23 protein-coding genes are annotated in these 23,572 nt (G+C 64.7%); 13 read left to right on the top strand and 10 right to left on the bottom strand.

Going from position 1 to position 23,572, the window contains the following annotated elements:
* Positions 1-57 precede the first annotated feature (57 nt).
* The 8 genes from X728_RS151895 (at position 58) to X728_RS151930 (ending at position 9,416) form a co-directional block, all read left to right on the top strand.
* Positions 58-945: a MurR/RpiR family transcriptional regulator gene (locus tag X728_RS151895; RefSeq protein WP_023831707.1), complete on the top strand. Its 888-nt coding sequence runs from the start codon at positions 58-60 to the stop codon at positions 943-945.
* A gap of 79 nt (positions 946-1,024) precedes the next feature.
* Positions 1,025-1,807 (top strand): SDR family oxidoreductase, encoded by a 783-nt coding sequence (locus tag X728_RS151900; protein ID WP_023726487.1) that lies wholly within the window; start codon positions 1,025-1,027, stop codon positions 1,805-1,807.
* Positions 1,804-3,339, top strand: coding sequence for a mannitol dehydrogenase family protein (locus X728_RS151905; RefSeq protein ID WP_023831706.1), 1,536 nt, complete (start codon positions 1,804-1,806; stop codon positions 3,337-3,339). Before X728_RS151900 ends, X728_RS151905 begins: the two co-directional genes overlap by 4 nt.
* Positions 3,340-3,361: 22 nt before the next feature.
* Complete coding sequence (locus X728_RS151910) at positions 3,362-4,276, top strand: sugar phosphate isomerase/epimerase (RefSeq protein ID WP_023831705.1); 915 nt, start codon at positions 3,362-3,364, stop codon at positions 4,274-4,276.
* Between the two features lie 77 nt (positions 4,277-4,353).
* Entirely contained in the window at positions 4,354-5,388 is a 1,035-nt protein-coding gene (locus X728_RS151915; RefSeq protein ID WP_023683115.1) for an ABC transporter substrate-binding protein, read from the top strand.
* Between the two features lie 266 nt (positions 5,389-5,654).
* On the top strand, positions 5,655-7,205 hold the full coding sequence (locus tag X728_RS151920) for a sugar ABC transporter ATP-binding protein (RefSeq protein WP_023831704.1): 1,551 nt from the start codon (positions 5,655-5,657) through the stop codon (positions 7,203-7,205).
* Positions 7,202-8,173 carry an ABC transporter permease gene (locus X728_RS151925; RefSeq protein ID WP_023831703.1) on the top strand — a complete coding sequence of 324 codons (972 nt, stop codon included), beginning with the start codon at positions 7,202-7,204 and terminating at the stop codon, positions 8,171-8,173. Before X728_RS151920 ends, X728_RS151925 begins: the two co-directional genes overlap by 4 nt.
* Positions 8,174-8,435: 262 nt before the next feature.
* Positions 8,436-9,416 (top strand): ABC transporter permease, encoded by a 981-nt coding sequence (locus tag X728_RS151930; RefSeq protein WP_023669687.1) that lies wholly within the window; start codon positions 8,436-8,438, stop codon positions 9,414-9,416.
* A 291-nt stretch (positions 9,417-9,707) separates the two neighbouring features.
* Here X728_RS151930 and X728_RS151935 read toward each other — a convergent pair whose 3' ends face one another.
* On the bottom strand, positions 9,708-10,148 hold the full coding sequence (locus X728_RS151935) for a hypothetical protein (RefSeq protein WP_023831702.1): 441 nt from the start codon (positions 10,146-10,148) through the stop codon (positions 9,708-9,710).
* Between the two features lie 159 nt (positions 10,149-10,307).
* On the bottom strand, positions 10,308-11,300 hold the full coding sequence (locus X728_RS15180) for a hypothetical protein (protein ID WP_023831701.1): 993 nt from the start codon (positions 11,298-11,300) through the stop codon (positions 10,308-10,310).
* 198 nt (positions 11,301-11,498) lie between these two features.
* Between X728_RS15180 and X728_RS1000000171020 the strand changes: the two genes are divergently transcribed.
* Together X728_RS1000000171020 and X728_RS151945 are read left to right on the top strand one after the other, a co-directional pair.
* Positions 11,499-12,167 carry a hypothetical protein gene (locus tag X728_RS1000000171020; protein WP_031202403.1) on the top strand — a complete coding sequence of 223 codons (669 nt, stop codon included), beginning with the start codon at positions 11,499-11,501 and terminating at the stop codon, positions 12,165-12,167.
* Positions 12,168-12,180: 13 nt separating this feature from the next.
* Positions 12,181-13,392, top strand: coding sequence for a cytochrome P450 (locus tag X728_RS151945; protein WP_023737565.1), 1,212 nt, complete (start codon positions 12,181-12,183; stop codon positions 13,390-13,392).
* Here the strand turns inward: X728_RS151945 and X728_RS151950 are convergent.
* The 5 genes from X728_RS151950 to X728_RS151970 form a co-directional block, all read right to left on the bottom strand.
* On the bottom strand, positions 13,358-13,609 hold the full coding sequence (locus X728_RS151950) for a hypothetical protein (protein ID WP_023831700.1): 252 nt from the start codon (positions 13,607-13,609) through the stop codon (positions 13,358-13,360). The genes X728_RS151945 and X728_RS151950 overlap by 35 nt on opposite strands.
* 15 nt (positions 13,610-13,624) lie before the next feature.
* The gene (locus tag X728_RS151955) at positions 13,625-14,290 is read right to left on the bottom strand and encodes a glycosyltransferase family 2 protein (protein ID WP_023831699.1); all 666 of its coding nucleotides are present in this window, start codon (positions 14,288-14,290) and stop codon (positions 13,625-13,627) included.
* Positions 14,287-15,162 carry an alpha-1,2-fucosyltransferase gene (locus X728_RS151960; protein WP_023686531.1) on the bottom strand — a complete coding sequence of 292 codons (876 nt, stop codon included), beginning with the start codon at positions 15,160-15,162 and terminating at the stop codon, positions 14,287-14,289. The genes X728_RS151955 and X728_RS151960 overlap by 4 nt, the downstream gene beginning before the upstream one ends.
* 105 nt (positions 15,163-15,267) lie before the next feature.
* On the bottom strand, positions 15,268-15,627 hold the full coding sequence (locus X728_RS151965; RefSeq protein WP_023691921.1) for a hypothetical protein: 360 nt from the start codon (positions 15,625-15,627) through the stop codon (positions 15,268-15,270).
* 88 nt (positions 15,628-15,715) lie between these two features.
* A complete protein-coding gene (locus X728_RS151970) occupies positions 15,716-16,864 on the bottom strand; it encodes an amidohydrolase (protein ID WP_023831698.1) in 1,149 nt (382 codons plus the stop codon).
* A 278-nt stretch (positions 16,865-17,142) separates the two neighbouring features.
* Here X728_RS151970 and X728_RS151980 point away from each other — a divergent pair, with 278 nt between their 5' ends.
* From X728_RS151980 to X728_RS01000000166780, 3 genes are all read left to right on the top strand, one after another.
* The gene (locus tag X728_RS151980) at positions 17,143-18,138 is read left to right on the top strand and encodes a GlxA family transcriptional regulator (protein WP_023744108.1); all 996 of its coding nucleotides are present in this window, start codon (positions 17,143-17,145) and stop codon (positions 18,136-18,138) included.
* A gap of 68 nt (positions 18,139-18,206) precedes the next feature.
* Positions 18,207-18,488: a type II toxin-antitoxin system ParD family antitoxin gene (locus tag X728_RS151985; RefSeq protein WP_023669694.1), complete on the top strand. Its 282-nt coding sequence runs from the start codon at positions 18,207-18,209 to the stop codon at positions 18,486-18,488.
* Between the two features lie 50 nt (positions 18,489-18,538).
* Positions 18,539-18,799 (top strand): type II toxin-antitoxin system RelE/ParE family toxin, encoded by a 261-nt coding sequence (locus X728_RS01000000166780; RefSeq protein ID WP_050589910.1) that lies wholly within the window; start codon positions 18,539-18,541, stop codon positions 18,797-18,799.
* On the opposite strand, the gene X728_RS151990 is transcribed toward X728_RS01000000166780, so the two are convergent.
* The 3 genes from X728_RS151990 to X728_RS152000 are packed head-to-tail and all read right to left on the bottom strand — an operon-like array spanning position 18,786 to position 23,294.
* Positions 18,786-20,105, bottom strand: a complete 1,320-nt coding sequence (locus tag X728_RS151990) for an HlyD family type I secretion periplasmic adaptor subunit (RefSeq protein ID WP_023735099.1) — start codon at positions 20,103-20,105, stop codon at positions 18,786-18,788. The genes X728_RS01000000166780 and X728_RS151990 overlap by 14 nt on opposite strands.
* Before the next feature lie 3 nt (positions 20,106-20,108).
* On the bottom strand, positions 20,109-21,869 hold the full coding sequence (locus tag X728_RS151995; protein ID WP_023831697.1) for a type I secretion system permease/ATPase: 1,761 nt from the start codon (positions 21,867-21,869) through the stop codon (positions 20,109-20,111).
* Positions 21,870-23,294, bottom strand: coding sequence for a family 16 glycosylhydrolase (locus X728_RS152000; protein WP_023831696.1), 1,425 nt, complete (start codon positions 23,292-23,294; stop codon positions 21,870-21,872).
* Positions 23,295-23,572 lie beyond the last annotated feature (278 nt).

Below are 23,572 nucleotides of genomic sequence, written 5' to 3'. Positions count from 1 at the left end.
GAACATAATTTCCAATTTTCATATTGTAAAACGATCGTATCGCGCTAGCCTGAAATCATGAGTGGGGCAAGCAAGGCATCCGGACGGTCCAGCACCGACGAGGCGGCGACGCGCAAGCGCGGGCGCTCGCTGGCCGCGCTTGGCTACATCCAGCCGCAGACCTATGAGGAGCTGCGCGCGGTGCTGTCGTCGGGCACGGTGCATTTCCCCAAGCGGCTGCGCCAGGTGGCAATCTTCCTGTGGCAGCATCCGAGCGACGTCGCGCTCGGCACCATCGCGCAGGTTGCGGCACAGGCCGGCGTGCAGCCCTCGACGCTGGTGCGCTTTGCCCAGATCTTCGGCTATTCCGGCTTTTCCGATTTCCAGGGCCTGTTCAAGGAGCACATCAAGGGCTCATGGCCGGAAGGGCGCGGCGAACCGCGCACCGAGACCAAGCCCAATCTGCATTTCCTGCACGGCATGGTCGGCGCGTCGCAGGCCTCGCTTGGCCGCATCGAGGCGGGCTTCGATGTCGCGAGTTTCGACAAGATGGTGGCGCTGCTGGCGGCCGCCGAGCTGATCTATGTCATCGGCTCCAAGCGCGCCTTTCCCGTCACCGCCTATCTCTCCCTGACACTGTCGCAGCAGGGCGTGCGCAATGTGCTGGTCGACAATGTCGGCTCCTCCGCACTCGACCAGATCGGCTGCATCAGCGGCCGGGATGCCGTGCTCGCTGTCTCGTTTAGCCCCTACAATTCGATCACGCCCGATCTCGTCGCGGTGGCGCATGAGCGCAAGGCGCGTATCGTCACCGTCACCGACAGCACCTTCAGCCCGCTGATCCCGCTCTCGGACAGCTGGCTGGAAGTGGTGGAATCTGACTTTGCCGGCTTCCGCTCATTGGCGGCCTCGCTCGCCGTTGGGATGGCGCTGGTCCATGGCGTGGCGGCGCGGCGCGACGAATGAGGCGTCACTGGTCCAATTGACTATCGGGAATTGCCGTTCCATATTTCTCAAAATAGAAACTTTATTCCCGGGAGGAGGAATGGAGATCCGGCTTGGCGGCAAGGTGGCTCTGGTCACCGGGTCGACGCAAGGCATTGGCCGCGCCATTGCCGAGACGCTGGCGCGTTCCGGTGCCGCCGGGCTGTTGGTCACCGGGCGCGAGAGGGCGCGTGGCGAGGCCGTGGCGGCCGAGCTTTCGCAATTGGGCACGCCGACCATCTTCGTCGCCGCCGACCTTGCCGATCCTGACGCCCCCACCCTTCTGGCGCAGGCCTGCATCGAGCGCTTCGGCCGCATCGATGCGCTGGTCAACGCCGCCGGCCTGACCGATCGCGCCTCTTTCCTCGACGCCAGCCTCGACGACTGGGCGTCACTGTTTGCCGTCAATGCGCGCGCGCCGTTCTTCCTGATGCAGGCGGCGATTGCCGACATGAAGCAGCGCGGCCAAGGTGGCGCCATTCTCAACATTCTGTCGATCAACGCCCATTGCGGCTCGCCGGAGCTTGCCGTCTATTCCGCCACCAAGGGCGCGCTGGCGACGCTGACCAAGAACGCCGCCAACGCCCACCGTTTCGACCGCATCCGCGTCAACGGCATCAATGTCGGTTGGACGGACACGCCGGCCGAACGCATCATGCAGGCGGAGACTTTGGGCAACGGCCCTGGCTGGCTCGAGAAGGCCAACGCCGCGCAGCCTTTCGGCCGGTTGCTGACGCCGGACGACATCGCCAGCCTCGCCGTCTTCCTGCTGTCCGACGCCGCCGGCCCGATGACCGGCGCGGTTGTCGACCAGGAGCAGGCGGTGATCGGAGCGAACCGGTGAGCGCTTCCATCGAAACGCTTGGGCCGGCGCTGCTCGATCGCTTGCCGGCATCGGTGCAGACACCGTCCTATGACCGTACGCTCCTGGCGCCCGGCATGGCGCATCTCGGCGTCGGCGCCTTCCACCGCAGCCATCAGGCCGAATACACCGACGATCTCATCTCGCTGCGCTTCGACCGCTGGGGCATCGTCGGCATCAACATCCGTCCGCCCAGCCTTGCCGACACGCTGGGACGGCAGGGCGGGCTCTACACAAGGCTGATCCGCGAGAACAGCCACATCGAGGCGCGCGTCATCGGCAGCATCGTCCGGGTGGTCGACAGCCAGGAGAGTGCGGCACCGGCGCTCGGCGTGCTGATCTCACCCGATATCGAGCTGGTGACGATGACGGTGACCGAAAAAGGCTATTGCCACATCCCGTCCAGCGGCGAACTCGACCTTGGCCATCCCGACATCGTCCACGACCTCGCCAACCCCGAGACGCCACGCAGCGTGCCCGGCCTGCTGGTGCGGGCGCTGGAGCAGCGCAGGGCCACACATGAGCGACCCATAACGTTTCTCTCCTGTGACAACATCCCGACCAACGGTACTATTCTGAACAATGTCGTGCGGACGTTTGCCGAACGGCGGAGCAAAGGGCTGGCCCGCTGGATAGAGGCCAATGTTGCCTTCCCCGCGGCCATGGTCGACCGCATCGCGCCGGCGGTGACGCAGGATGACCTCGATAGTGTCGAGCAGTGGTTCGGCTACCACGATGCCGCCGCCGCTGTCGGTGAGCCGTTCCGGCAGTGGGTGATCGAGGAAAAATTCGCCGGCCGCATGCCGCGCTGGGATCTGGTCGGCGCCACCTTCGTCGACGACGTCACGCCGTTCGAGCATCTCAAGATGCGGGTGCTGAACGGCGCCCAGACGACACTGGCGACGCTCGGCGTGCTGGCCGGGCTCGAGCACACATCGGACGCCATAGCCAACCCGCTGCTGTCGGACTTCATCCGGCGCATGCTGGTCGAGGAGACGCTGCCGACGCTGATGCCGGTGCCGGGCGTCCTGCCCCTTGCCTATGTCGAGCAGAGCCTTGCCCGGCTGAAGAACACCGCGATCCGCCACCGCAACCACCAGGTCGCCACCGACGGTTCGCAGAAGATCGTCCAGCGCCTGCTCAACCCGATCCGCGACCGGCTCGCGATGGGCCAGAGCATCGGCCTGCTGTCGGTGCCGGTCGCCGGCTGGATGGCCTATCTGATCCGGGCCTCGGATCGCTTTGAAAGACGCTGGCCGGTGTCGGACCCCTATGCCGGCAAGGTCGCCGCGATCGCCGACGCCACCGGCCATGATGCACAGGCGCTGGTGTCCGCCATCGTTGCCATCGACGGGATATTCGACCCCGGCCTTGCCGCCGACGATACGTTCCGCGCGGCCGTCACATCGGCGCTGGGCGACCTGCTGTCGGACGATCCGATGGCGGCTGTCCGGCACAGTCTTGAACAAGATGAGGTCGCGAGGTTGAAGCGATCCAAACAATCGGCATTATAGTCGTCGGGTCTAGGGAGGCAGAATGAAACTAGGAGTGCTTACAGCACCGTTTGCGGAGACGCCGCTTGGCGAGGTCGCCGGCTGGGCGCACTCGGCCGGCTTCGAGGCGCTGGAAATCGCCTGCTGGCCGAAGACCTCCGGCGCGACGCGGCGCTATGCCGGCACCAGCCATATCGACGCCGCCTCCACCTCGCCCGCGCAGGCCAAGGAGATCGTCGCTTCGCTGACGGAGAAGAAGCTGACGGTCTCCGGCCTAGGCTACTATCCCAACCCACTGCATCCGGACCCTGCCCATCGCGAGGCCGTCATCGGCCATCTGAAGAAGGTCATCGTGCTGGCCGCCAATATGGGCGTGCCGGTGGTCAACACCTTCTGCGGTGGCGATGCCTCGAAGACCGTCGACGTCAACTGGCAGGACGCGCTGAAAGTCTGGCCCGAGACCGTCGCCTATGCGCGCGGCCACGGGGTAAAACTCGCCTTCGAGAACTGCCCGATGATCTTCAGTTATGACGAGTGGCCGGGCGGGCACAACATCGCCTATTCGCCCTACATCTGGCGGCGCATCCTCGAGGCCTGGGGCGGCGAGGTCGGCATGAATTTCGACCCCTCGCATCTGGTCTGGCAGATGATCGACCAGGGCCGTTTCATCCGGGAGTTCGGCCCCTACATGCTGCATGTCCACGCCAAGGATTTGATGATCGATCATGATGGTTTGTATGAGCGCGGAATCCTTTCCGCCGGGATAGGCTGGCAGGTGCCGCGCATGCCGGGATTGGGCGATGTCGACTGGAGCGGCTTCTTCTCCGGCCTCTACCGCGCCGGCTATGACGGCTCGGTCATCATCGAACATGAGGACAGGCGGTTCGAAGGCAACGACGATGCGGTGAAGCGGGGCTTCCTGCTCGCCCGCGACGTGCTGCGTCCCTTCGTCAAATGACGAGGTAATGACTTGGTCCGATCCTGCCGAAGGGTCTGGCCCTGAGACGAAAAACAACAATGTGGAGGAGTACTGACATGAAGAAAATACTGACCATGGTCCCGTTGCTTGCGGGCGCTGCCTTGCTGGCATCGATGGGCGTGTCGTCGGCCGAAGCCAAATATACGATCGGCATTTCCAACACCGTGCAGGGCAATGGCTGGCGCGAGGAAATGGTCTGCGCCATGAAGGCGCAGGCGCTGGCTTCGGGCGAAGTGACGAAGCTCAACATCGCCCACCGCAACACCGATGCCGCCGGCCAGCTCGAAGACATCCGCAATCTGATCAGCGCCAAGGTCGACGCCATCGTCGTCAACCCCGCTGATCCCGCCGGCATCAAGGCGGGCCTGGAAGAAGCCACCAAGGCCGGCATCGTCGTCGTTGCCGTCGACCAGGCGGTGACCGAACCGTCGGCCTACATCATCTCCAACAACCAGGAACAGTATGCCTATCTCGGCGCCAAATGGCTGTTCCAGCAGATGGGCGGCAAGGGCGAAGTGTTCTACATGCGCGGCGCCGCCGGCGCCTCGGCCGACAGCGATCGCGACAAAGGCTTCAAGAAGGCGCTGGCCGAAAACCCCGGCGTGAAGGTGGCGCAGGAAGTCTTCACCGGCTGGCAGCAGGATCAGGCCAAGCAGCAGATGCTGTCGTTCCTGGCCACCGGCACGCCGTTCAACGGCGTGTGGACGTCGGGCATCGACAACGTCATCGTCGACGCGCTGGTCGAATCGCAGGCGCCGCTGGTGCCGGTGGTCGGCGCCGACAATGCCGGCTTCGTCGGCCAGCTGAGCTCGGTGAAAGGTCTCGTCGGTGCAGCCGTCACCAACCCCGGCTCGATCGGCGGCGCGGGCGTGACGCTGGCGCTGCAGATCCTCGACGGCAAGAAGCCGGCGCAGCAGACCGTGCTGGTCGACCCGCAGCTTTGGGACAACGCCACCGACGAAGGCAAGGCCAAGCTGAAGGCAGCCGCCGATCCGTCGCTCAGCCCGGAATGGCCGGTCTCGATCTCGATCCCGGAGTGGACGACCTACACGAAGGACCAGATCGTGGCCTGCAAGGGGCCGGGGGAGTAAGCCTGGTTTGAATGAACTGGCGAGGACGGCGAACGACCGTCCTCGTCACACAGACTAGCGCTCTACGGCGCCCCCTCTGTCCTGCCGGACATCTCCCCCACAGGTGGAGAGATTGGCTGTCATCTCGGCTTTCGCTAATTTTCTACGTCGCAAGACGAGGGGCGGCGCCGGAACTGCCAATCTCCCGCCTTGTGGGGGAGATGTCCGGCAGGACAGAGGGGGGCGCCGTAGAGCGCCGACAAGAGAATTTCTGAGCGGACATCGATTTGACCACCAGCCCCCTCCTCGACGCCACCGGCGTCGCCAAGAACTACGGCGCGGTTGCAGCACTTCGTAACGCGTCGCTCTCCGTGCTGCCGGGCGAGGTCCACGCGCTGATGGGCGCCAACGGCGCCGGCAAGTCGACGCTGGTGAAGATCCTCACCGGCGCCATTCCGGCGAACGCCGGCCGCATCCTGATCCGCGGCGAAGCGCGCGACATTCGCTCGCCGGCCGCCGCGCGCCGCGCCGGGCTGCTGCCCGTCTACCAGGAGCCGTCGCTGATCCCCGATCTCGACGTGCTGTCCAATCTCAGGCTCACCGGCACGCCGGTCGAGCCGTTCCGCGCCTGGGTGCGCGAGCTCGGCATTGCCGACCTCGATCTGCGCGACACCGCGCGCGACATCCCGCTCGCCGTGCTGCGCGTGCTCGACCTGGCGCGGGCGCTCGCCGTCGAGCCCGACGTGCTGCTGCTTGACGAGATGACGGCGGCCCTGCCCGCCAACCTTGCCGAAAAGGTGCTGGAAGTGGTGCGCCGCCAAGGCGATTCGGGCCGCGCCGTGATCTTCATCTCGCACCGCTTCGTCGAAATCTCGGCGCTGTGCGACCGCGCCACCGTGCTGCGGGACGGCGAGACCGTCGGCGTCGTCGACATCGTGCCGGGCGTGGAAGAAAAGATCGTCGAGCTGATGCTCGGCACCCGCATCGTCAAAACCCATGTCGCGGCCCGCAGCGCTGCCGAGAAGGCCGCGCCCGCGACCACCCGGCCGCGCATTTCGGTGCGAAACCTGCGCGTCGGCGCCAAGCTCAGCGATGTCTCCTTCGATCTCGCCGACGGCGAAGTCGCCGGCGTCGTCGCGCTCGAAGGCCAGGGCCAGGACGAGTTGTTCGGCGCCCTTGCCGGCTCGATCCGGCCCTCCGGCGGCACGATCGAAGTCGATGGCCAGCCGGTGAAATTCTCGCATCCGATCGACGCCATCCGCGCCGGCATTGCCTATGTGCCGGGCGACCGCTCGGAAGCGCTCGCCATGCAGCGCTCGGTGCGCGAAAACATCGCGCTGCCTTTCAGCGCTGCCTTGCGCAACTGGGGTCCGATCAACATGCGCCGCGAACGCGCGACCGTGCTCAGCGCCATCGAGCGGCTGCAGATCGACACCCGCGCGCAAGGCGAGGTGCAGCGCCTGTCCGGCGGCAACCAGCAGAAGGTGACCATCGCCCGCTGGATCGCGGCGGATGCCCGCACCATCCTGTGCTTCGACCCGACGCGCGGCATCGATGTCGGCACCAAGCAGGAGATCTACAAGCTGCTGCGCGAACTCGCCGGCAACGGCAAGTCGGTGCTGTTCTACACCTCGGAACTCGAAGAGGTGCAGCGCGTCTGCGACCGCGTCATCGTCATCTTCGGCGGCCGCCTGGTCGACATTTTTCCGGTCGAGGAGGCCGACGAGCCGGCGCTGATGCGCGCCGCCTACGGCCTGCCGCGCGGCGCCAAGGCCGATATCGGCATATTGGCTGATCCGACCGCGAACACTTCGGCTTCGCCGGAGGCCGCGCCATGAGCCATTTCCTGCGCCGCCAAGGCTGGGTCGTCGGCCTGTTCGCCCTGCTCATCGTCCTGTTCATCGCCACCAGGATCATCCAGCCGGCCTATGGCAGCAATGATTTCGGCTCGCTCGCCCGAGCCGTTCTGCCCTATGCCTTCGCAGTCGCCGCGCAGACCGTCGTCGTCATCGCCGGCGGCATTGACCTGTCGGTCGCCGCCATGATGGCGCTGACCAGCGTCACCGCGGCGTCGATGATGAATGGCGCGAGCGAGGAATACGCGCTGTTCGTGGTGCCCTTCGTGCTGGCCATGGGTTTCGTGCTCGGCGCACTCAACGGCCTGCTCATCGTCGTCACCCGCGTGCCCGACATTGTCGTGACGCTGGCCATGCTGTTCGTGCTGCAGGGTGCAGCCCTGCTGGTACTCGACGCGCCGGGCGGCGGCATCGCCGAATGGCTGAAGGCGCTGATCTCTGGCACCGTACCGATCCCCGGCCTGCCCGACGCCATAGACGCCTGGCTGCCCAAGGCGCTGCTGGTACTGATCGTGTGCCTCTGCGTCATCTGGATACCACTGAGGCGCTCGCGCCTCGGCCTCTCCATCTACGCCATCGGCTCTAGCGAACTGGCGGCGTTCCGCTCCGGCGTGCCGGTCAAGCGCACTCGCATCATCGCCTATGCGCTGTCCGGCCTGTTCGCCGCCTTTGGCGGCCTGGCGCTGACCATGAGCACCGGCATCGGCGCCCCCATCCCCGGCCCCTATCTGCTCGCCAGCGTCGCCGCCGTGGTGCTGGGCGGCGTCGCGCTCGGCGGCGGCAAGGGCGGCCTGCTCGGCCCGATCGTCGCCGTCTTCGTGTTGAGGCTGGTGCGCACGGATTTGACCCTGCTCGCCATCGATCCGAATGTCTCCGCGATTATCGAGGGGCTGATCATGGTGGCGGTGGTGATGTTCGGCGCGTTTGTCACGATGCGGGGGCGGCGATGATGGGAGGGCTGTCGCAGAGAGACGTCGGCGTTCCTTCGCGCCCCCCTCTGTCCTGCCGGACATCTCCCCCACAAGGGGGGAGATTGGATGTCGCGACGACCTTCGCCAATCTCCAACCTTGCACGAATGAGCGAGGCGCTGAAGCTGCCAATCTCCCCACAAGTGGGGGAGATGGCCGGCAGGCCAGAGGGGGGCGCCGTAGAGCACTGTCCTCGCCAACTTGCCGCACCTTGCAAACCTCATCGCGAGCAAGAGCCGCCCCATGAGCACCACCGCCATCACCCCGGTCCCCTTCGGCCGCCGCATAAAGCGCTTCATGGCCGATCGCCCGCTCATCCCGCTGATCGTCCTGCTCGCCATCCTGGTTATAATCCTGCAGGTCCTGCGCCCCGGCATCGTCAACGAGCGCTGGATCGCCAACACGATTAAATTCGCCATACCGCTGGCGATCCTGGCGGGATGCCAGACCATGACCATGCTGACCGGCGGCATCGACCTGTCGGTCGGCACGGTGGCGACGATGAGCGCCTTCATCATGGCCACGCAAGTGGTCAACCAGGACCCGGCGGTGGCGTTCCTGCTGGCGATGATGCCGGCGGTGCTGATCGGCCTCGTCAATGGCATTGGCGTCGGCGTCTTCCGCGTCCACCCGCTGATCATGACGCTGGGCACCAGCCTGATCGGCACCGGCTGCCTGCAGGTTTACCAGCGCACGGTGATCGCGTCGGGCGCAAAAATCCCCGACTTCCTGGCTTGGCTCGGCACCGGCGTGACATGGGGCTTCCCCAACGCGCTGCTTTTGTTCGTGCCGCTCGCCGCCCTCATCGTCTTCACGCTCGCCCGGACCGGCTTCGGCCGCCTGCTCTACGCCGTCGGCGACAATGAGCGCGCGACCCGCCTGTCGGGCGTGCAATACTGGCAGGTCATCACCGCGCTCTATGTCACCTCCAGCGCGCTCGCCGGCATCACCGGCCTGCTCTATATCGGCCTGATCAAGGCGCCGTCGCTGTCGCTCGCCGAACCGCTGGTGCTGCCCTCGGTCGCCGCCGCCGTCATCGGCGGCACCTCCATCTTCGGCGGCCGCGGCGGCTACACCGGCACCATCATCGGCGCCCTGATCCTGACCGTGCTGACTACACTGCTGACCATCCTGCAGATGCCGGAGGGGGCACGGCGGATCTTGTTCGGGCTGATCGTGCTGTTCGTGACGGCGGCATATTTGCGGATTGTGGAGGAGCGGTAGGGGCCGAGGCCAGCGCCAGCCCCCACTCCGTCTCGGCTTCGCCGAGCCACCTCTACCCCCACGTCCGTGGGGGAGAGGAAATGCCAAGCTTTTCGAGGAGGAACCCAAGCTTTTCGAGCGAAGAAAAAACTCAACACTGTCGAGGCCGCAACCTCGAAAATTAGCGTTTCCTCTCCCCCACGAATGTGGGGGTAGAGGTGGCTCGGCGAAGCCGAGACGGAGTGGGGGGCACCCTAAGCGATTGCCATCATCCTGGGCGACCTTGCCAACCCAGGACGCCCCACCCGCCCCCTACTTCAACGAAATCGCCATCCCGCTCAGATCCGCATTCACCTGCAGCCCCACCTGCCGGCCCGTAAGCTCGAGCTGCGCGCCCTTGTCGTTGGTCATGACGATCACCTGCGCTCCCTTGCCGAGCGCGCCGCCACCGCCCGCCGCGCCATAAACCCCGGTCGCATCCCGCACCCTGCGGATATGGCGCACGGTGCCCCGGAAATAGGTCTTGGAAACCCCTAAGGCGAAGCCGCCCGAAACGCCGCCGATCGTGATCGGATAGGAGCGGCCATGGAAGGTCAGCGTCCCCTCGCCGCCGGAGCCGCCGACGAAGAACGCCGCCTTGTAGACGGCAAAGCGGATCGTGCCGCTATCGGCATGCGCGGCACTGGCAGCGCTGACGGCAACAGTGGCGATTGCCGCAACCGCGAGCGAACGAAAGCTGGATGAGATGGTCATGGTGGGAGCTCCTCAGGATCGCCGCTTGCCCAACCGGCAGGGCTCGTCGGCGTCGTAACAAACTTGAACAGTTCAGGCCGGATTTGGTTCCAGGCAGGCTGTGACAAGATCAGACGAAACGTGACGTGGTGTACTTTCGGGTTGCGGAGGAGGCGGCGGCTATTTCCTCTTCCTGAGCACTTTTCGCAGCGTTAACTTCAACCGCCTCATCTGGTAATGGCGCCGCAACTTGGCCAGCGCCGACTGGTGGGCGGTGTCGATTGCAGCCAGCGAGCCCGCCTCGGTAGCCTGCGGCAGCGCGAGCAGCGCGTCGGCCTGAAGATCGGCAAAGGGCTTGGGGTCATAGATGGCGAACGGCGTCGGCGGGTCGCTGAGCACGGTGGGGTTGCTGTTGATCTCGAACACTACAAGCCTGCCGTCCACGAAAGTGTAGTCGATGCGGCCATACTGCATGCGGGCTTTTTCGAAGACCTGCATGACCGCATTGGCGTCAGGATTCGTATCGATATAGGTCCTGATTTCTTCGATATGCGCCGGCAGCAATTGCTCGGGCGAATTCTTGACGAACCACGATTTCGACATGGCGCAATGCTGGCCGTAGATCGTATCGCCGACCCGAAACGCCGCGTACTTCCTGAAATAACCGTCCATTCCGGGGGTGCCGATCATCTCCACCACCATCGGCCGCACCAGATCGCTACCGTCCAGCCGGGCGATCGCGGCGTCCAGCGCCGGCCGGTCGTGCAGCAGCGGCGGCTCCCTGTAGAGTGCGCCCGTCTCGTCGCGGATGAAAACGGGATAGGGTATCGCCTCTTCCAGCTCGTCCGGCCTGAACACACGAAAAGCGTTGCTGCCGTCGGCATGAAGCAGGCGCAGCAGGTCGAAGCGCTGCAGGCTGGCGGTCGGGTGATTGAGCTGCGTCAGGCCGGTGTTGTCAGCCAGTTCGGCGCTGATGCCGGCCGCGCGGCTCAATTCGTCCGATGTCAGCCGGTCCATGTCGGACCAGATGACCACCCCGGCGCGAACGCCGCGCAGCAGCCCGGCATCCTCGTAGCGCACCAGCCGGAACCACGCCTCCAGGTCAGTCCGGTGATACAGAAGCACCACCGCCTGCGTGTAGGCGTGCTCCCGGTGCGCGACGTAAAATATCATGCGTTTCCGTTGTCCGTATGTAATTGCAAAGGGGAACCATGATAATTAGACAGGCTTGTGAAAGCCGTGAAATGGTTCTCGATCCGGCATGCGTCAAACAGGAGATAGAACAGGTTGACGTTTCCGTGAAGCTGCAAACCGCATTGGCAAGAAACTGCCATGCGCCATCAACGCGTTAGAAGTCGAGGCAGCCGACACATGAATTTAGACGATGTTGCGATACCCATCCGCCGGTTAGACCTGGAAGACATCCCTTTGCTGATGGAGCTTGAGGCTGCCGCCTGGGCCGCACCGCTGCAGGCGAGCGAAACGACCATCCGCCACCGGCTGGCACTCGGACACACCATGTTCGGCGCGATCGATGGCGATCTGCTTGCTGGCACCATCTGCTTTACCGAGACCAGCCAGGATCCGCTGGTGCGCGCCGATTTCCCCAGGAATTTCGATGCCTATGCATCGCTGCCGCGCAGCGAGCCGGTTTACGCACTTTACGCCTACAATCTCTGCGTCCGGCCGAGCCATCGCGGCTCCAACACGGCGGTGCGGCTCTTGAAGGAGATGGAGAGCCACGGCCGCCGCCTGGGCGCCAGCTGGCTGATCGGCGATGGCCGCTGCTCGTCCTATGCCGGCTCCTCGGGCGAAGAGTATGATCATGTCAAGGCCGATGCGCGGTTCCGCGCCACCATCGACCGCTGGAACCAGACCGGCACAAGACCGCCGCTGGAAGAGATCATCCGCGATCCGCTGCTGCGCATGCACTACCGCGTCTACGGATGCGAGTTCCTCTACGTCATGCCGGACTTCTTCCCGCAGGACGCCACGTCAGGCGGCTTCAGGGTCATTTCAGCCAAGAATCTCAAGGCATGAGATTCGAGCCGTCATGACAGCTCCGCATTTCGATCCGTTCGCGCTCGGCGACGACCCGTTTCCGCATTTCGCCCGCATGCGCGCCGCCGGCGGCATTGCGCGCGGCGTCGCGCCCTATCCCGAGCTGGCCGACGCGCATTATGTGTTCAGCCATGAGCTGGTGTCGGGCGCGCTGAAGCATCCCGCTCTTCTTCAGGCGCCGCCGGGTACATATGAAGAGGTCCGCCGCAAGCTCGTCGACCATGCGCCCATGGCTCTGCTCAGCCGCTCGGTGCTGCTCGCCGATCCGCCTCAGCATGGCGCCTTGCGCCGGCCGGTCGCTGGCTTTTTCTCACGGCCGGCCATCGAAGCGCTGACGCAAGGTCTTCGCGCGCTGAGCCACGAGCTGGTCGAGCGTGCGCTGGCGGATGGCCGCGTCGACGCCGTCGCCGGGCTCGCCGTGCCGGTGTCCTTCTGGCTGCTGCAGGAAATCCTCGGCATCGAGATCGAGGACCCTTGGGCGTTGAAATCGGTGACCCGCCGCATGGCCAGCGCATTCGACCTGCGAAGAGCGCAGCCGCCGGCAGCAAGCGCCGAGGCCTATCGCGAATGCCAGGCTTTTGTCGAGGAGCGGCTGGCTCGACAGGCCTACCGGCCGGACGGAATGGTTGCCGGCATGGTGCGGGAGGTTGCGCAAGGCCGCTGGTCGCGCGGGGACATGGTGGCCAACATCGTCTTCATGCTGTTTGCCGGACAGGAGACTGTCGTCGACGCTCTCGGCAACGCAATTGTTGCGCTGGATCGCTTTCCCGAACAGCGCGCGCTGCTCGAGCGCGGCGCTGTCGACTGGAGCAGCGCGGCGGCCGAACTGCTGCGCTATGGCGCCTCGGTGCAATACGCCGTCGCCCGCATCGCGGCGCAGGACATCGACCTCGGCGACGTCAGGATTGCGGCTGGCGAAGCGGTCGTGCCGGTGCTCGGCAGCGGCAATCGCGACGATGCCGTCTTCGCCGATGGCGACCGGCTGGACCTCACGCGCCCGCCAGCCATGTCGATGACCTTCGGCACCGGCCTGCATGTCTGCCTCGGGCAACATGTCGCCCGTATCGAGATCGCGGCGATGATAGAAGCCCTGTTCACCCGTGCGCCCGGATGGCGGCTCGATGCCGCAAATGCCGAGCGCCGCGCCACGATGTCGTTTCACGGCATGGCTACCGCGCCGCTGATCCTCGACCCCGCTGCGTGAAAAGCGGCCGCGTCTGGGCGATGACCGCCGGGTCGAGCGACCTGACGATTTCCGAAACCTTTGCCCGCAAGGCGCCCACCGTCGCATCGTCGAGCGGATCGATAATATCGTTCTGATCTCTCGATACCCGGTACTCGTCCAGCGACGGCGCCTCGCTCAACGGCGTGAAGCCGCCGCCGCGGGCATGCTTGTCGGCCAGTTCCTGCCTCGATTTCACGGCATAGTGGCGGATTCAGCCGATCTTCCATTCCATCGGCATGGCCGCCGGGTGCTTGTCGAGCGTCATGCCGTCGACCAGCGTCCTGCGCAGCGAGATGCGGAAACCGTGCGGGTGCGGCATGAACTGCCCGGGATCCCGCAGCGCCTTGCGCAGCACCGAGGACACGCGGGCAAACGACTTCTTCCAGCGCGCGGTCGGGGCGTCATGCGTGCCGCGCCTTTGAAACCGCACCGTCACCAGTTCGTCGTCATAGGCCTCTTTGCCGTCGCTGCCGAAATTCACCCAGCGAAAGGCGACGCTGCGCACGCCCGGGCGGCTCAAAAGCGAGCGGACCAGTTCGGCTCCGCTCCAGGGCGGCCCGTCGAGCGGCTCGAGGAACTCGTCGGCGTCCATGAAGCCCAGATAGCGATAGCCGTGGAGCAATGCCTGCCAGTAAAGATAGGAATAGGCCCGCCGCTGCGGCAGCACCGTGTCGTGCCGCCAGTCGACGAGCCGGATCCAGCCGGCATCGCGCAACGCCTGGAGCACCGCCGACTGCGGGCCGGCGCTGCAGTTGTCGGCGATCATCAGGTCGAAGCCATGCAGCTTGTGCCAGGCGACCCACTCGATCACATAGGGCTGCTCCAGCTTCATGATCGCGCAGATCACCGGCCTGTTGACGGAAAACGGAATTCTCATCGCAACGCTTTCCCGGCGCCACCCGCTGCTGCTTGAGGCTCGACCTGACGGAACGGGATCGCATCGCCATAAAATGCCGCAAGCTGCTCCGAAGAGCCCGTCCAGTCGCCCATGTCGAACTGGTGGAACCGATAGCGTGGGTCGTCAAGCGGCAGCAGGTCGATATCCGGCCTGATGCACCGGTCGAATATGCCGGCCACCGGCAGATGGATCGTCCGCGCCGAAGACAACCAACCGGCCAGCCAGGAGAAGCTGCTCACCCCCGTGACGAGATGGCTCGCCCGGCGCAGCGTCTCGAAATCGGTCAATGGCGACGCCTTCGGCGCGAAGACAGCATCGGGAAAACGCTGACGCAGGCGCCGGCAATAATCGTTGTCGTCATGGGTCTGGCCGACGAAGACCGGCTTGCGGCCGCTATCCTTGATGAGCGTCTCGAAGAAGCCGAATGGCATCGGGCAATAGTTGCGGTGGAAGCCGTCGAGGATGTCGCCGGCCCGCACATGGATGACGAGAAAATCGTCGCCATGGGTCGGCGCGGCGACGGCACGCCCGTCGAACAGCCCGGAGACCTCGTCCCGGTCATAATAACCCAGCCGCTGCGCGAAGCCCTTGAAGCGGATGCTCCGCGCTCGCCTGTCGCGGAACGCGGCTATGATCCCGTCGAGGTCGTAGCGGTGATAGCCGTCGACCCGAAGCAGCCGGTATTTCCACAACAAAGGCGGCCGCACCCTGGCAATGGACCATTCCGGCAGGTCGGCGTCGCAGACATAGCCACCGGGGATACGCTTCGCCAGCACATGGCAAAACATGTACTGGAACATCTTGTTCGCCATGCCGCCAAACGGCTGCATCACGATGGGCACTTGCCGCATTGGACCCCTTTCGCCAAAGACGGTCATTGTTACCCGAGCTGCGCGGGCCGGTCGACTGGCCTCTGACGCCAAGGGCGCATCATGATCGCCGCCGGCAAGCCACCCTCAGGGGTAATGCGTCGGCTTTGGCGCGTAGATCTTTGGATCGAAGTCCAGATCCCTCGGCAAGGGCAGGCTTGAGCACTGCAAATGCACCTCGCGTGCGAGCAGCCTTCGCTGCTTCTGCTCGTTCTCCTTGATGGCCGCCACGAGGCCCATGCTGTAGGGCCCCAGCACGACGCCGGCGGCCCATCCCGGATGCTCCTTCTCGCGCGCGTCGTAATTCATGGCATCGGTGCGGGCCTGCTGGCATTCCGGCGTCGCCCATTTCGGGTCTTGGGTCGAGAGCGAGGCTCCATACTGGACCGGAGACGATACGCACCCTGCCACTGTCGCAGTCAACGCGACGACCATTGCAATTCTCATCCGCAAGCCCCTCCTAATGTAGGAGGCGACTACAAGACGATTCCAGCGGGAAAAAGGCAGCTTCAGGATGCGGATTTTGCAGGGCCGCTCACCCCAGCAGGTTGCGCGCCGTGCGCATGAAGATCTTCGAACCGATCGGGATCAGATCGTCGGGAAAATCATAATCGGGATTGTGCAATGACGGGGTGCGCTCGCCCGCGCCGAGGAAGAACATCGCCGACTTCGCCTTGTGGCCGAAGATGCCAAAATCTTCCGAAGCGCGCATCGGCAGGGCTTCCTCGCTGCGCGCGACGCCCTCTTCGTCCAGCGCGCGGTTGAGATGTTCCACCGCGTCCGGCGCATTGACGCTGGCGACGAAGATTTCGTGATAGTCGCAGCGCACGGAAAGGTGGTGCTCGGCCGCTATCCTGGCGGCCAGCGCCTCCGCAGCTGCGACCAGCTCCGCCATGCGCTCGTCACGCCTTGTGCGCAGCGTCGCCCAAACCTCGGCGTAGCCGGGCGCGATGCCGAACACGGCCTCGCCCATCGTCGCATGGGTGACGGTGACCATGCTGAAATCGTCATCGGCGAAAGTGCCGCGCCCCAGTGCCGGAAGCGCCGGCATCAGCTGGCTGATCGCCGGCATCGGCGACACGCCGGTTTCGGGCATGGAGGAATGCGCGGTCTTGCCGTCCAGCACGATGCGGATGCCGCGCGAGGCGCAGTTGACGACGCCGGGCTTGAGACGCACCTCGCCGAACGGCACGCCCGGCAGATTGTGCAGCGAGAAGGCGAAGTCCGGCGCGATCTCGCCAAAGCGTGGATCGGCGACGACGCCGGCCGCACCATTGCCGGTCTCCTCCGCCGGCTGGAACATCAAGACGACGCGGCCGCGGGCCGGCCGCTCACGCCCGAGCTGGCGGCCAAGTGCGGCGAGGATCGCGGTGTGGCCGTCATGGCCGCACATATGCGATTTTCCCGGCACCTGCGAGGCATGCTCGACGCCCGAAAGCTCCTCGATAGGCAGCGCATCGATCTCCGAGCGGAACAGCACCGTCGGTCCCGCCTGGCCGCTGTCATAGACCGCCGCCACGCCATGACCGCCGAGGCCGGTCAGCACCTTGTCCGGCGCTGTATCGGCGAGGAAGCTGACGACTTCCTTGGCGGTCTGTTCTTCCTCGTTGGAGATTTCCGGGTTTTGGTGCAGCTTGCGGCGCCATGCCGTCAGCTCGATGATATCGCGATTGGTGAGGGTCATGGCTTGGGCTCCGCTTTGGTGCTGCAGGTTACACAAACACGATAGGGTTTTTCTCACGCCGTGCCATGCTGATCAATTCCACTGGTCCATCTGCCTGTCTTGTGTGAGCGTAGATGACGACATCCCATGACCACCACACAACCCAGAGAATTTCCAGCTCCGCACTGAGGCCGTCGATCTCATCTCCGACATCCGGTGGCTTCTCCTGAAAAGCGCCGCGTGCTCGCCTGTGCGACATCTTTGCTTCCATCCACCCGAAGGAACGTTTCGGAGCAACAATGGCCAGGCGGTTTGCGTTTCTCTTGGTTCGCGACTTCACGCTGTCGCCGCTGTCGCTGTTCATCGACACGCTGCGGCTGGCCGGCGATGAAGGCGACCGCAGCCGCCGGATCGAGTTCGACTGGGAGATCGTCGGCGAGCGTGGCCTGCCGATCCGCGCGAGTTGCGGTGTCGAGTTGCTGCCGACCAAGGCGATCGGCAATCCGCAGGAGTTCGACAATGTCGTCGTGGTCGGCGGTCTGCTCGACACCAACCGCAGCCTCAGCTCCGAAAAGGAGGCCTTCCTGTTGCGGGCGGCCGAAAAGTGCGTGCCGCTGACGGCACTCTGCACCGGCAGCTTCGTGCTCGCGCGCTACGGCCTGCTCGATGGCTACAGTGCCGCCGTCAGCTGGTTCCATATCAAGGATTTCCGCAGCCAATTCCCTGACGTGAACGCCCATGCCGACAGCCTGTTTTCCGTCGATAGGGGCCGCTCGACCTGCGCCGGCGGCACGGGTGCGGCCGACCTTGCCGGCCATTTCGTGTCGCAGTTCATCGGCCGCAAGGCGGCGGAAAAAGCCGCCAAGATCCTCGTGCTCGACCGCATCCGCTCGAGCCTGGATGTGCAGCCCGTCGGCGATCTCTTTCCGGCCGCGTCGAGCCGAGCGGTGAAACGGGCGCTGCTTCTGATGGAAAGCAATCTCCAGGAGACGCTGTCGGTCGCCGAGATCGCGGGCCGGTTGCATTTATCCCGGCGCCAGCTTGAGCGGCTGTTCGGCGCCGAGCTCGGCATCGGCCCGATGGCCGCCTATCTTGCGCTGCGCGTACATCAGGCCAAGTCGCTGCTGGAGGGGAGCGACTTGGCAATCGGCGACATCGCCTACCGCTGCGGTTTTCCCAATGCCGGCCATTTCAGCCGTGTCTTCCGCCATCAGACCGGTATCACGCCGACCCATCTCAGGCATCCGAACCGAATGTCCGGTGTCTTTGCCGACGGCAAGGGGAGCGGTCCCTAAGCCTATATTGGGGCGTGCGATCTCGCCGTTGGTATGATAATATCATACCAACCTGATAGGAGGGATCGATGTCCGCCACCGAAAAACGCACCTTCAGCCTGCCGGCCGAGCAGGCTGCTTTCATCGACCAGCTCGTTCGGTCCGGCACATACGCGACCAGCAGTGAAGTGATCCGCGCCGGTCTTCGCGCATTGCAGGAACGCGACGCCGCCGTGGAGCGCTGGCTGCGTGAGGAGGTCGCGCCGACCTATGATAGGTGGAAGGCAGACCCCTCCCAGGCCATCCCGGCCGACAAGTCTTTTGACAGCATCCGCGCACATCACGCAGCTCGCCTCAAGGGGAACGTGTGAAGCGCCGGCATGTTGTCCTTTTGCCGGAAGCCCAGACGGACCTGTTATGAATATACGACACGGTCGCTCACGCATCCGGCAACCTCACCGCCCTTCGCTACATCGAGCGGATCGAGCGATTTTGCCTGGGTCTCGACTATGCCTCGGAACGCGGAACCCTAAGGGATGATGTGCGGCCGGGGCTTCGCATCGTTGGCTTCGAGCGCCGCCTGACTGTGGCCTTCACCGTAGAAGGCGACCAGGTGGTGATTCTCAGGGTGTTCTACGGCGGCGTCAACTGGGAGGACGAGTTGGCGCCTATCGCTCCGTGAACGCCCGCGCGAACGAGTCCAGCATCGGCCGCGCCAGATATTCGAGGAAGGTTCGGTCGCCGGTGCTGATAAACGCCTCGACCGGCGTTCCTGGGTAAAGCTGCTCGGCTTTCACGCCCTGCGGCAGCGTGTCGGTGATCTTCAGCCTGGCGCGGAAATACGCCTCATGCGTGGTTTCATCGATCAGCCGGTCGGCGGAAATTTGCGTCACCGTAGCCGGGACCTCAGGGGTGAGGCGCGCGTTCAGGGCGGACAGCCTGAGCTTCGCCGGCTGGCCGACGCGAACCAGGTCCACGTCTTTCGGCCGCAGCTTCGCGTCGACGATGAGGCCCGACGCGGTCGGCAGGATCTCCATGATCTTCTGCCCCGGCGCAATCACGCTGCCTTTGGAGTTGTAGATCGAGGATACCACGATGCCGGCTGCCGGCGCCTTGATCGTCGTGCGCCCCAGCACCGCCTCGGCTGCGGTGATCTGTTCGCCGATGTCGGCCAGGCTGGTGCGAACCTCGTCGAGCTTGGTCAGCGCGTCCTCGACGCGCTGCGTGGTCGCGCGCTCGACCTGCGCCTGGGCTTCGACGATCTGCGTCTTGGTCGCTGCGATATCCGCCTCCAGCGCGCCGGCCTGGCCGACCAGATCGGCCTCGCTGCGCAGAAGCTGCGAATATTCGCTGCGGTTGGTGAGACCCTTGTCGAGCAGGCCGGTCTTGATGCCGAGTTCCTTCTTCACGATCTCGGCCTGTTGCTGGATGGCGAGTTTCTGCGCCTCCAGTCCCAGCGCCGACTCACGATGCATGGCGACGCGCTGCGCCAGGATCGACTGCTCGGAGCGGAACCGGGCGAGCCTGGCCTCGAACTCCTTCTGCTGTTCGTGCACCAGATTGTCGAAATCGCGCTGGAACGGCGCGGGTGCTGCTTCGGCGATCGGCGCCAGCCTGTCCGATCCGTCGCGCTCGGCCTCAAGTCGCGCGGCACTTGCCCTGAGCGCGATCGTCTGTCTGGTCAGCCGGTTGAGGTCGGTCTCGGCCGCCCTGCGGTCGAGCAGGACCAGCGGTTCGCCTTGTTGCACGCGGTCGCCTTCATGCACCAGCAACTGCTCGATGATGCCGCCCTCGGGGTGCTGGATGAGGATGTTGCCGCCCGTCGCCGAGATCGTGCCGGAGGTGATCACCGCGCCGGAGAGCGGCGCGTTCGCCGCCCAATAGCCGAAGCAGCCGACGAAGAGCGCTATGGCCACGTAGCCGACGACGGCCATGCGGCGGAAGTCGGTGCGCGGTCGACCTTCGAAGGCGAGGCTCTGCTGCATCATCGTCTATGACCCGAAGCGGACGCTGTGCGGGCGCACGGTCGGCACGAACGAGCCTGTCACCACCGCGCTCCCGGCCTTGCCGGCCGCCGGTTGCCTCAGCACCTCGCTCGCAGGGCCGAAAGCTTCGACCATGCCGTTGCGCAGGACCATGACGCGGTCGCAGGCCGCGGCGATCGAAGGGCGATGCGTGATGACGACTGTCGTGACGCTTACACTTCGCGCGGCCGAAAGCATCCCTTCGAGCGCCGCCTCCCCACTGCCGTCGAGATGGGCGTTGGGCTCGTCCAGCACCAGCATGCGTGGCTTGCCGTAGAAGGCGCGCGCCAGCCCTATCCGCTGGCGCTCGCCGCCCGACAGCACGGTATGCGACGGGCCTATCATGGTCTGATAGCCGTCGCGCAGCGTGAGAATCAGCTCATGCGCCTCGGCGCGCCTGGCCGCTTCGACGATCGCGGCGTCATCGGCGTCGGGTTCGAAGCGGGCGACATTTTGCGCGATCGATCCCGGGAAAAGCTCCACCTCCTGCGCGAGATAGCCGATATGCCTGCCAAGCTGGGTTTCGTCCCAGCTCCTCAGGTCGGCGCCGTCGACCCTGACCGCGCCGCCGGTCGGCTGCAGCGCGCCCACAAGCAATTTCGCCAGCGTCGATTTGCCGGCCCCGCTCGGGCCGACGATCGCCACCGCTTCGCCGGCGCCGATGGCAAAATTCAACCGCTTGAGGATGGGCTCCGTGCCGAAAGCCGCAGTCGGCGCGATGAAGAACAGATCCTGCACCGAAATCGCGCCCAATGGATCGGGCAGTGCGAGCTTGCGCCCCTGCGCTGGTTGCGCCGCAAGGGCGGTGTCCAGCCGCTTCCAGCATCGCTTGGCGTCGACGATCTGCCGCCAGGATCCGATCAGCTGGTCGAGCGGCTGCAGCGCGCGCGACGACACCAGCGACGAAGCGAAGATCATGCCGGCGGTCATCTGCCCTTGTAGCACCAGCCACGCGCCGGCGCCGAGGATCGCCAGTTGCAGCATCATGCGCAGCGCCCGCGACGTCGCGCTGAAGATCGCATTGGCGCTTCCGGAACGGTCATGCAGGGTCAGCGCCTCAGCAACGTGTTGTCCCCAGACCGCGGCGGCATTTTGCACCATGCCCATGGCGCGCAGCGTGTCGGTGTTGCGGGCGAAGGCCTGCTCCGCCTGGCTGGCCACCGCCGAGCGTTCCGCCGACATGGCATCGTTCCTGCCGATGGCAAGCTGGTTGGCCACGACCAGGAGAAACAGCAGCACGGCGCCGGCGAGCGTCAGCCAGAACAGGACGGGATGGATGAAATAGAGCAAGGCCAGGAAGACGGGCGCAAACGGCAGGTCGAACAGCACCGCCACGCCGCGCGACCTGATGAAGGCGCAGGCCGTGGCAAGGTCGTTCAGCGGCGACAGCCCGCTGCCGGCATGTCTGGCGCCAAGCGAGGCGGCGAATGTCCGCGCGCCCAGTTTCAGGTCGACGGTGGCCGCAACACGTTGCGCGTAGATGGCGCGGACCGCGTCCAGCAGGCCGAGGAAGGCGAGCGCGAGGACCGCCATGGCCGAGAGATAAAGCAGCGTCTCGACGCTGGAGGACGGCAACACCCGGTCATAGACCTGCAGCAGATAGAGCGGGATCACCAGGAGCAGGATGTTGATCAGCAACGAAAAGATGCCGATGTCGGCGATGCCACGCAGGAAGACCGGGCGCAGGCCGATGGCCGCATCGCTGATTGGCGCGCGGTCTCGCGACATCTAGACCGCGTGCTCGGCTGTCGTGCTCAGATGGCTCTGCTGCACATCGTTCAGCGTATAAGCGTGGATATAGTCGATCTTCATTTGCGCGGGCGTCGCCAGATGGTCCGGTGGCGCGCCGGCTTGACCGCCGACCGCAAGGTCGACCAGCATATACATGGGCTTGTTCATATCGGACGGCGTCGCAGCTTCCGCGACCTGGACGCCATCATAGGTCCAGACCAGCTTGTCCGGCGTCCACAACAGGCCATAGGTGTGATAGCCGTCGGTGTTGGAGACATTCACCGTCGACCCGACCGTGGTGTGGGTTCCCGTCTCATTTGTGTGCGCGGTCATGAGAAGCGCATTCGGGTTCTGCCCATACATTTCGATCACGTCGAGTTCCGGGGGCCATGAACCGTCTTCGGGCAGAAGCCAGAAGGCCGGCCACGCGCCGGCGTTTTCCGGGAGATCGGCCCGCATTTCGAAATAGCCATAGGTCTGCGAGAAGGTGTCGTGCGTCGTCAGTATGCCGGAAGTGTATTCGTAATTGTTGATCAGCGGCTTGATGTCGTCGGGCGTATGCGCCGCGGTTATGGTGAGCACGCCGCTTGCGACGCTGAACGGATGGACCGAGCTGGTCGGCACATAATTGGCGTCGATATACCATTGCAGCTCGCCGTTCTGGGGCTGCGAGCTGCCGTTCTGCGCCCCCCACCAGAAATTGGAATCCCAGATGCCGCTCTGGCCGTTCCACAGGCTCAGCGTGTTGAAATCGTCGTTGAAGGACAGCGTCATGCCGGCCTTGTCGATCGGCAGCTCGAACTGGCCGGGCTGAAACTTGTCGATCGTGGTGTTGTGGAACACCAGCACCTCGCTCGAGCCGAGGTTCAGCTGCACGTTCGATCCCACCTGGACCATATTGGCGTGGACGGCCTCGAACGAGGTGAAGGCATAGCCGTTGAGGCGCACCGTGTCGGTCGAGCCGAAATCGGAGATAAGGTCGCTGCCATTGCCCTTGGTGATGATGAAGGTGTCGGCGCCGGCGCCGCCGATCAGCACGTCATTGCCCTTGCCGCCGTCCAGCGTCTGGCTGCCAGCGCCGCCCGTTATGATGTTGTCCTGACCATTGCCGAAGGCATAGTGGCCGTCGCCGGTGACGACGAGGTTCTCGAAATTCGCGGGCAGCTTGTAGCTCATCCAGGTATCGATCGTGTCGACGCCCGCGACGTAGTTCTCGACCGCTTTGTTGATCGTCGAATAGAGATGGTAATAGTCGTCGCCCGCGCCGCCATACATGGTGACCTTGACATTGGTGTCGCCCCAGAAGGAATCGTTGCCCGAGGTGCCGTAGCGGTAAGGCGCGCCTCCAGTCGCCGAGAACCAATGGGTGGAAGCGCCGGTATACGGAAGTGGAATGCCTTTGGCGTTGAGGACTGTGGTCATTCCGACACTCCTTGCGCGTGCTGCCTTGGTCGTTCGACAACCTTCGAGCGACCATTTCGGATCAACTCTTAAATTGATCCGTCGTTCCAGGGAATCATTCTATAGTACACCAAGGAGATCGTCGCCCATCATTTAATAGATAATGCCGAAGGCGTTAAGCTGATCCTAATACAACTTTGTAGGAGAGACTTACAATTTTAATAAATTGTGAGATCCGCGCCGAAAAGTTAGGCAACCTGTCAATGATGCATGCAATTTGACGCGACACGACCGCCTGC

The organism is Mesorhizobium sp. L103C119B0, from assembly GCF_000502235.1.
GTDB lineage: Bacteria > Pseudomonadota > Alphaproteobacteria > Rhizobiales > Rhizobiaceae > Mesorhizobium.
The sequence above is the reverse complement of the archived record's forward strand: the minus strand, read 5'-3'. Positions and strand labels throughout refer to the sequence as shown.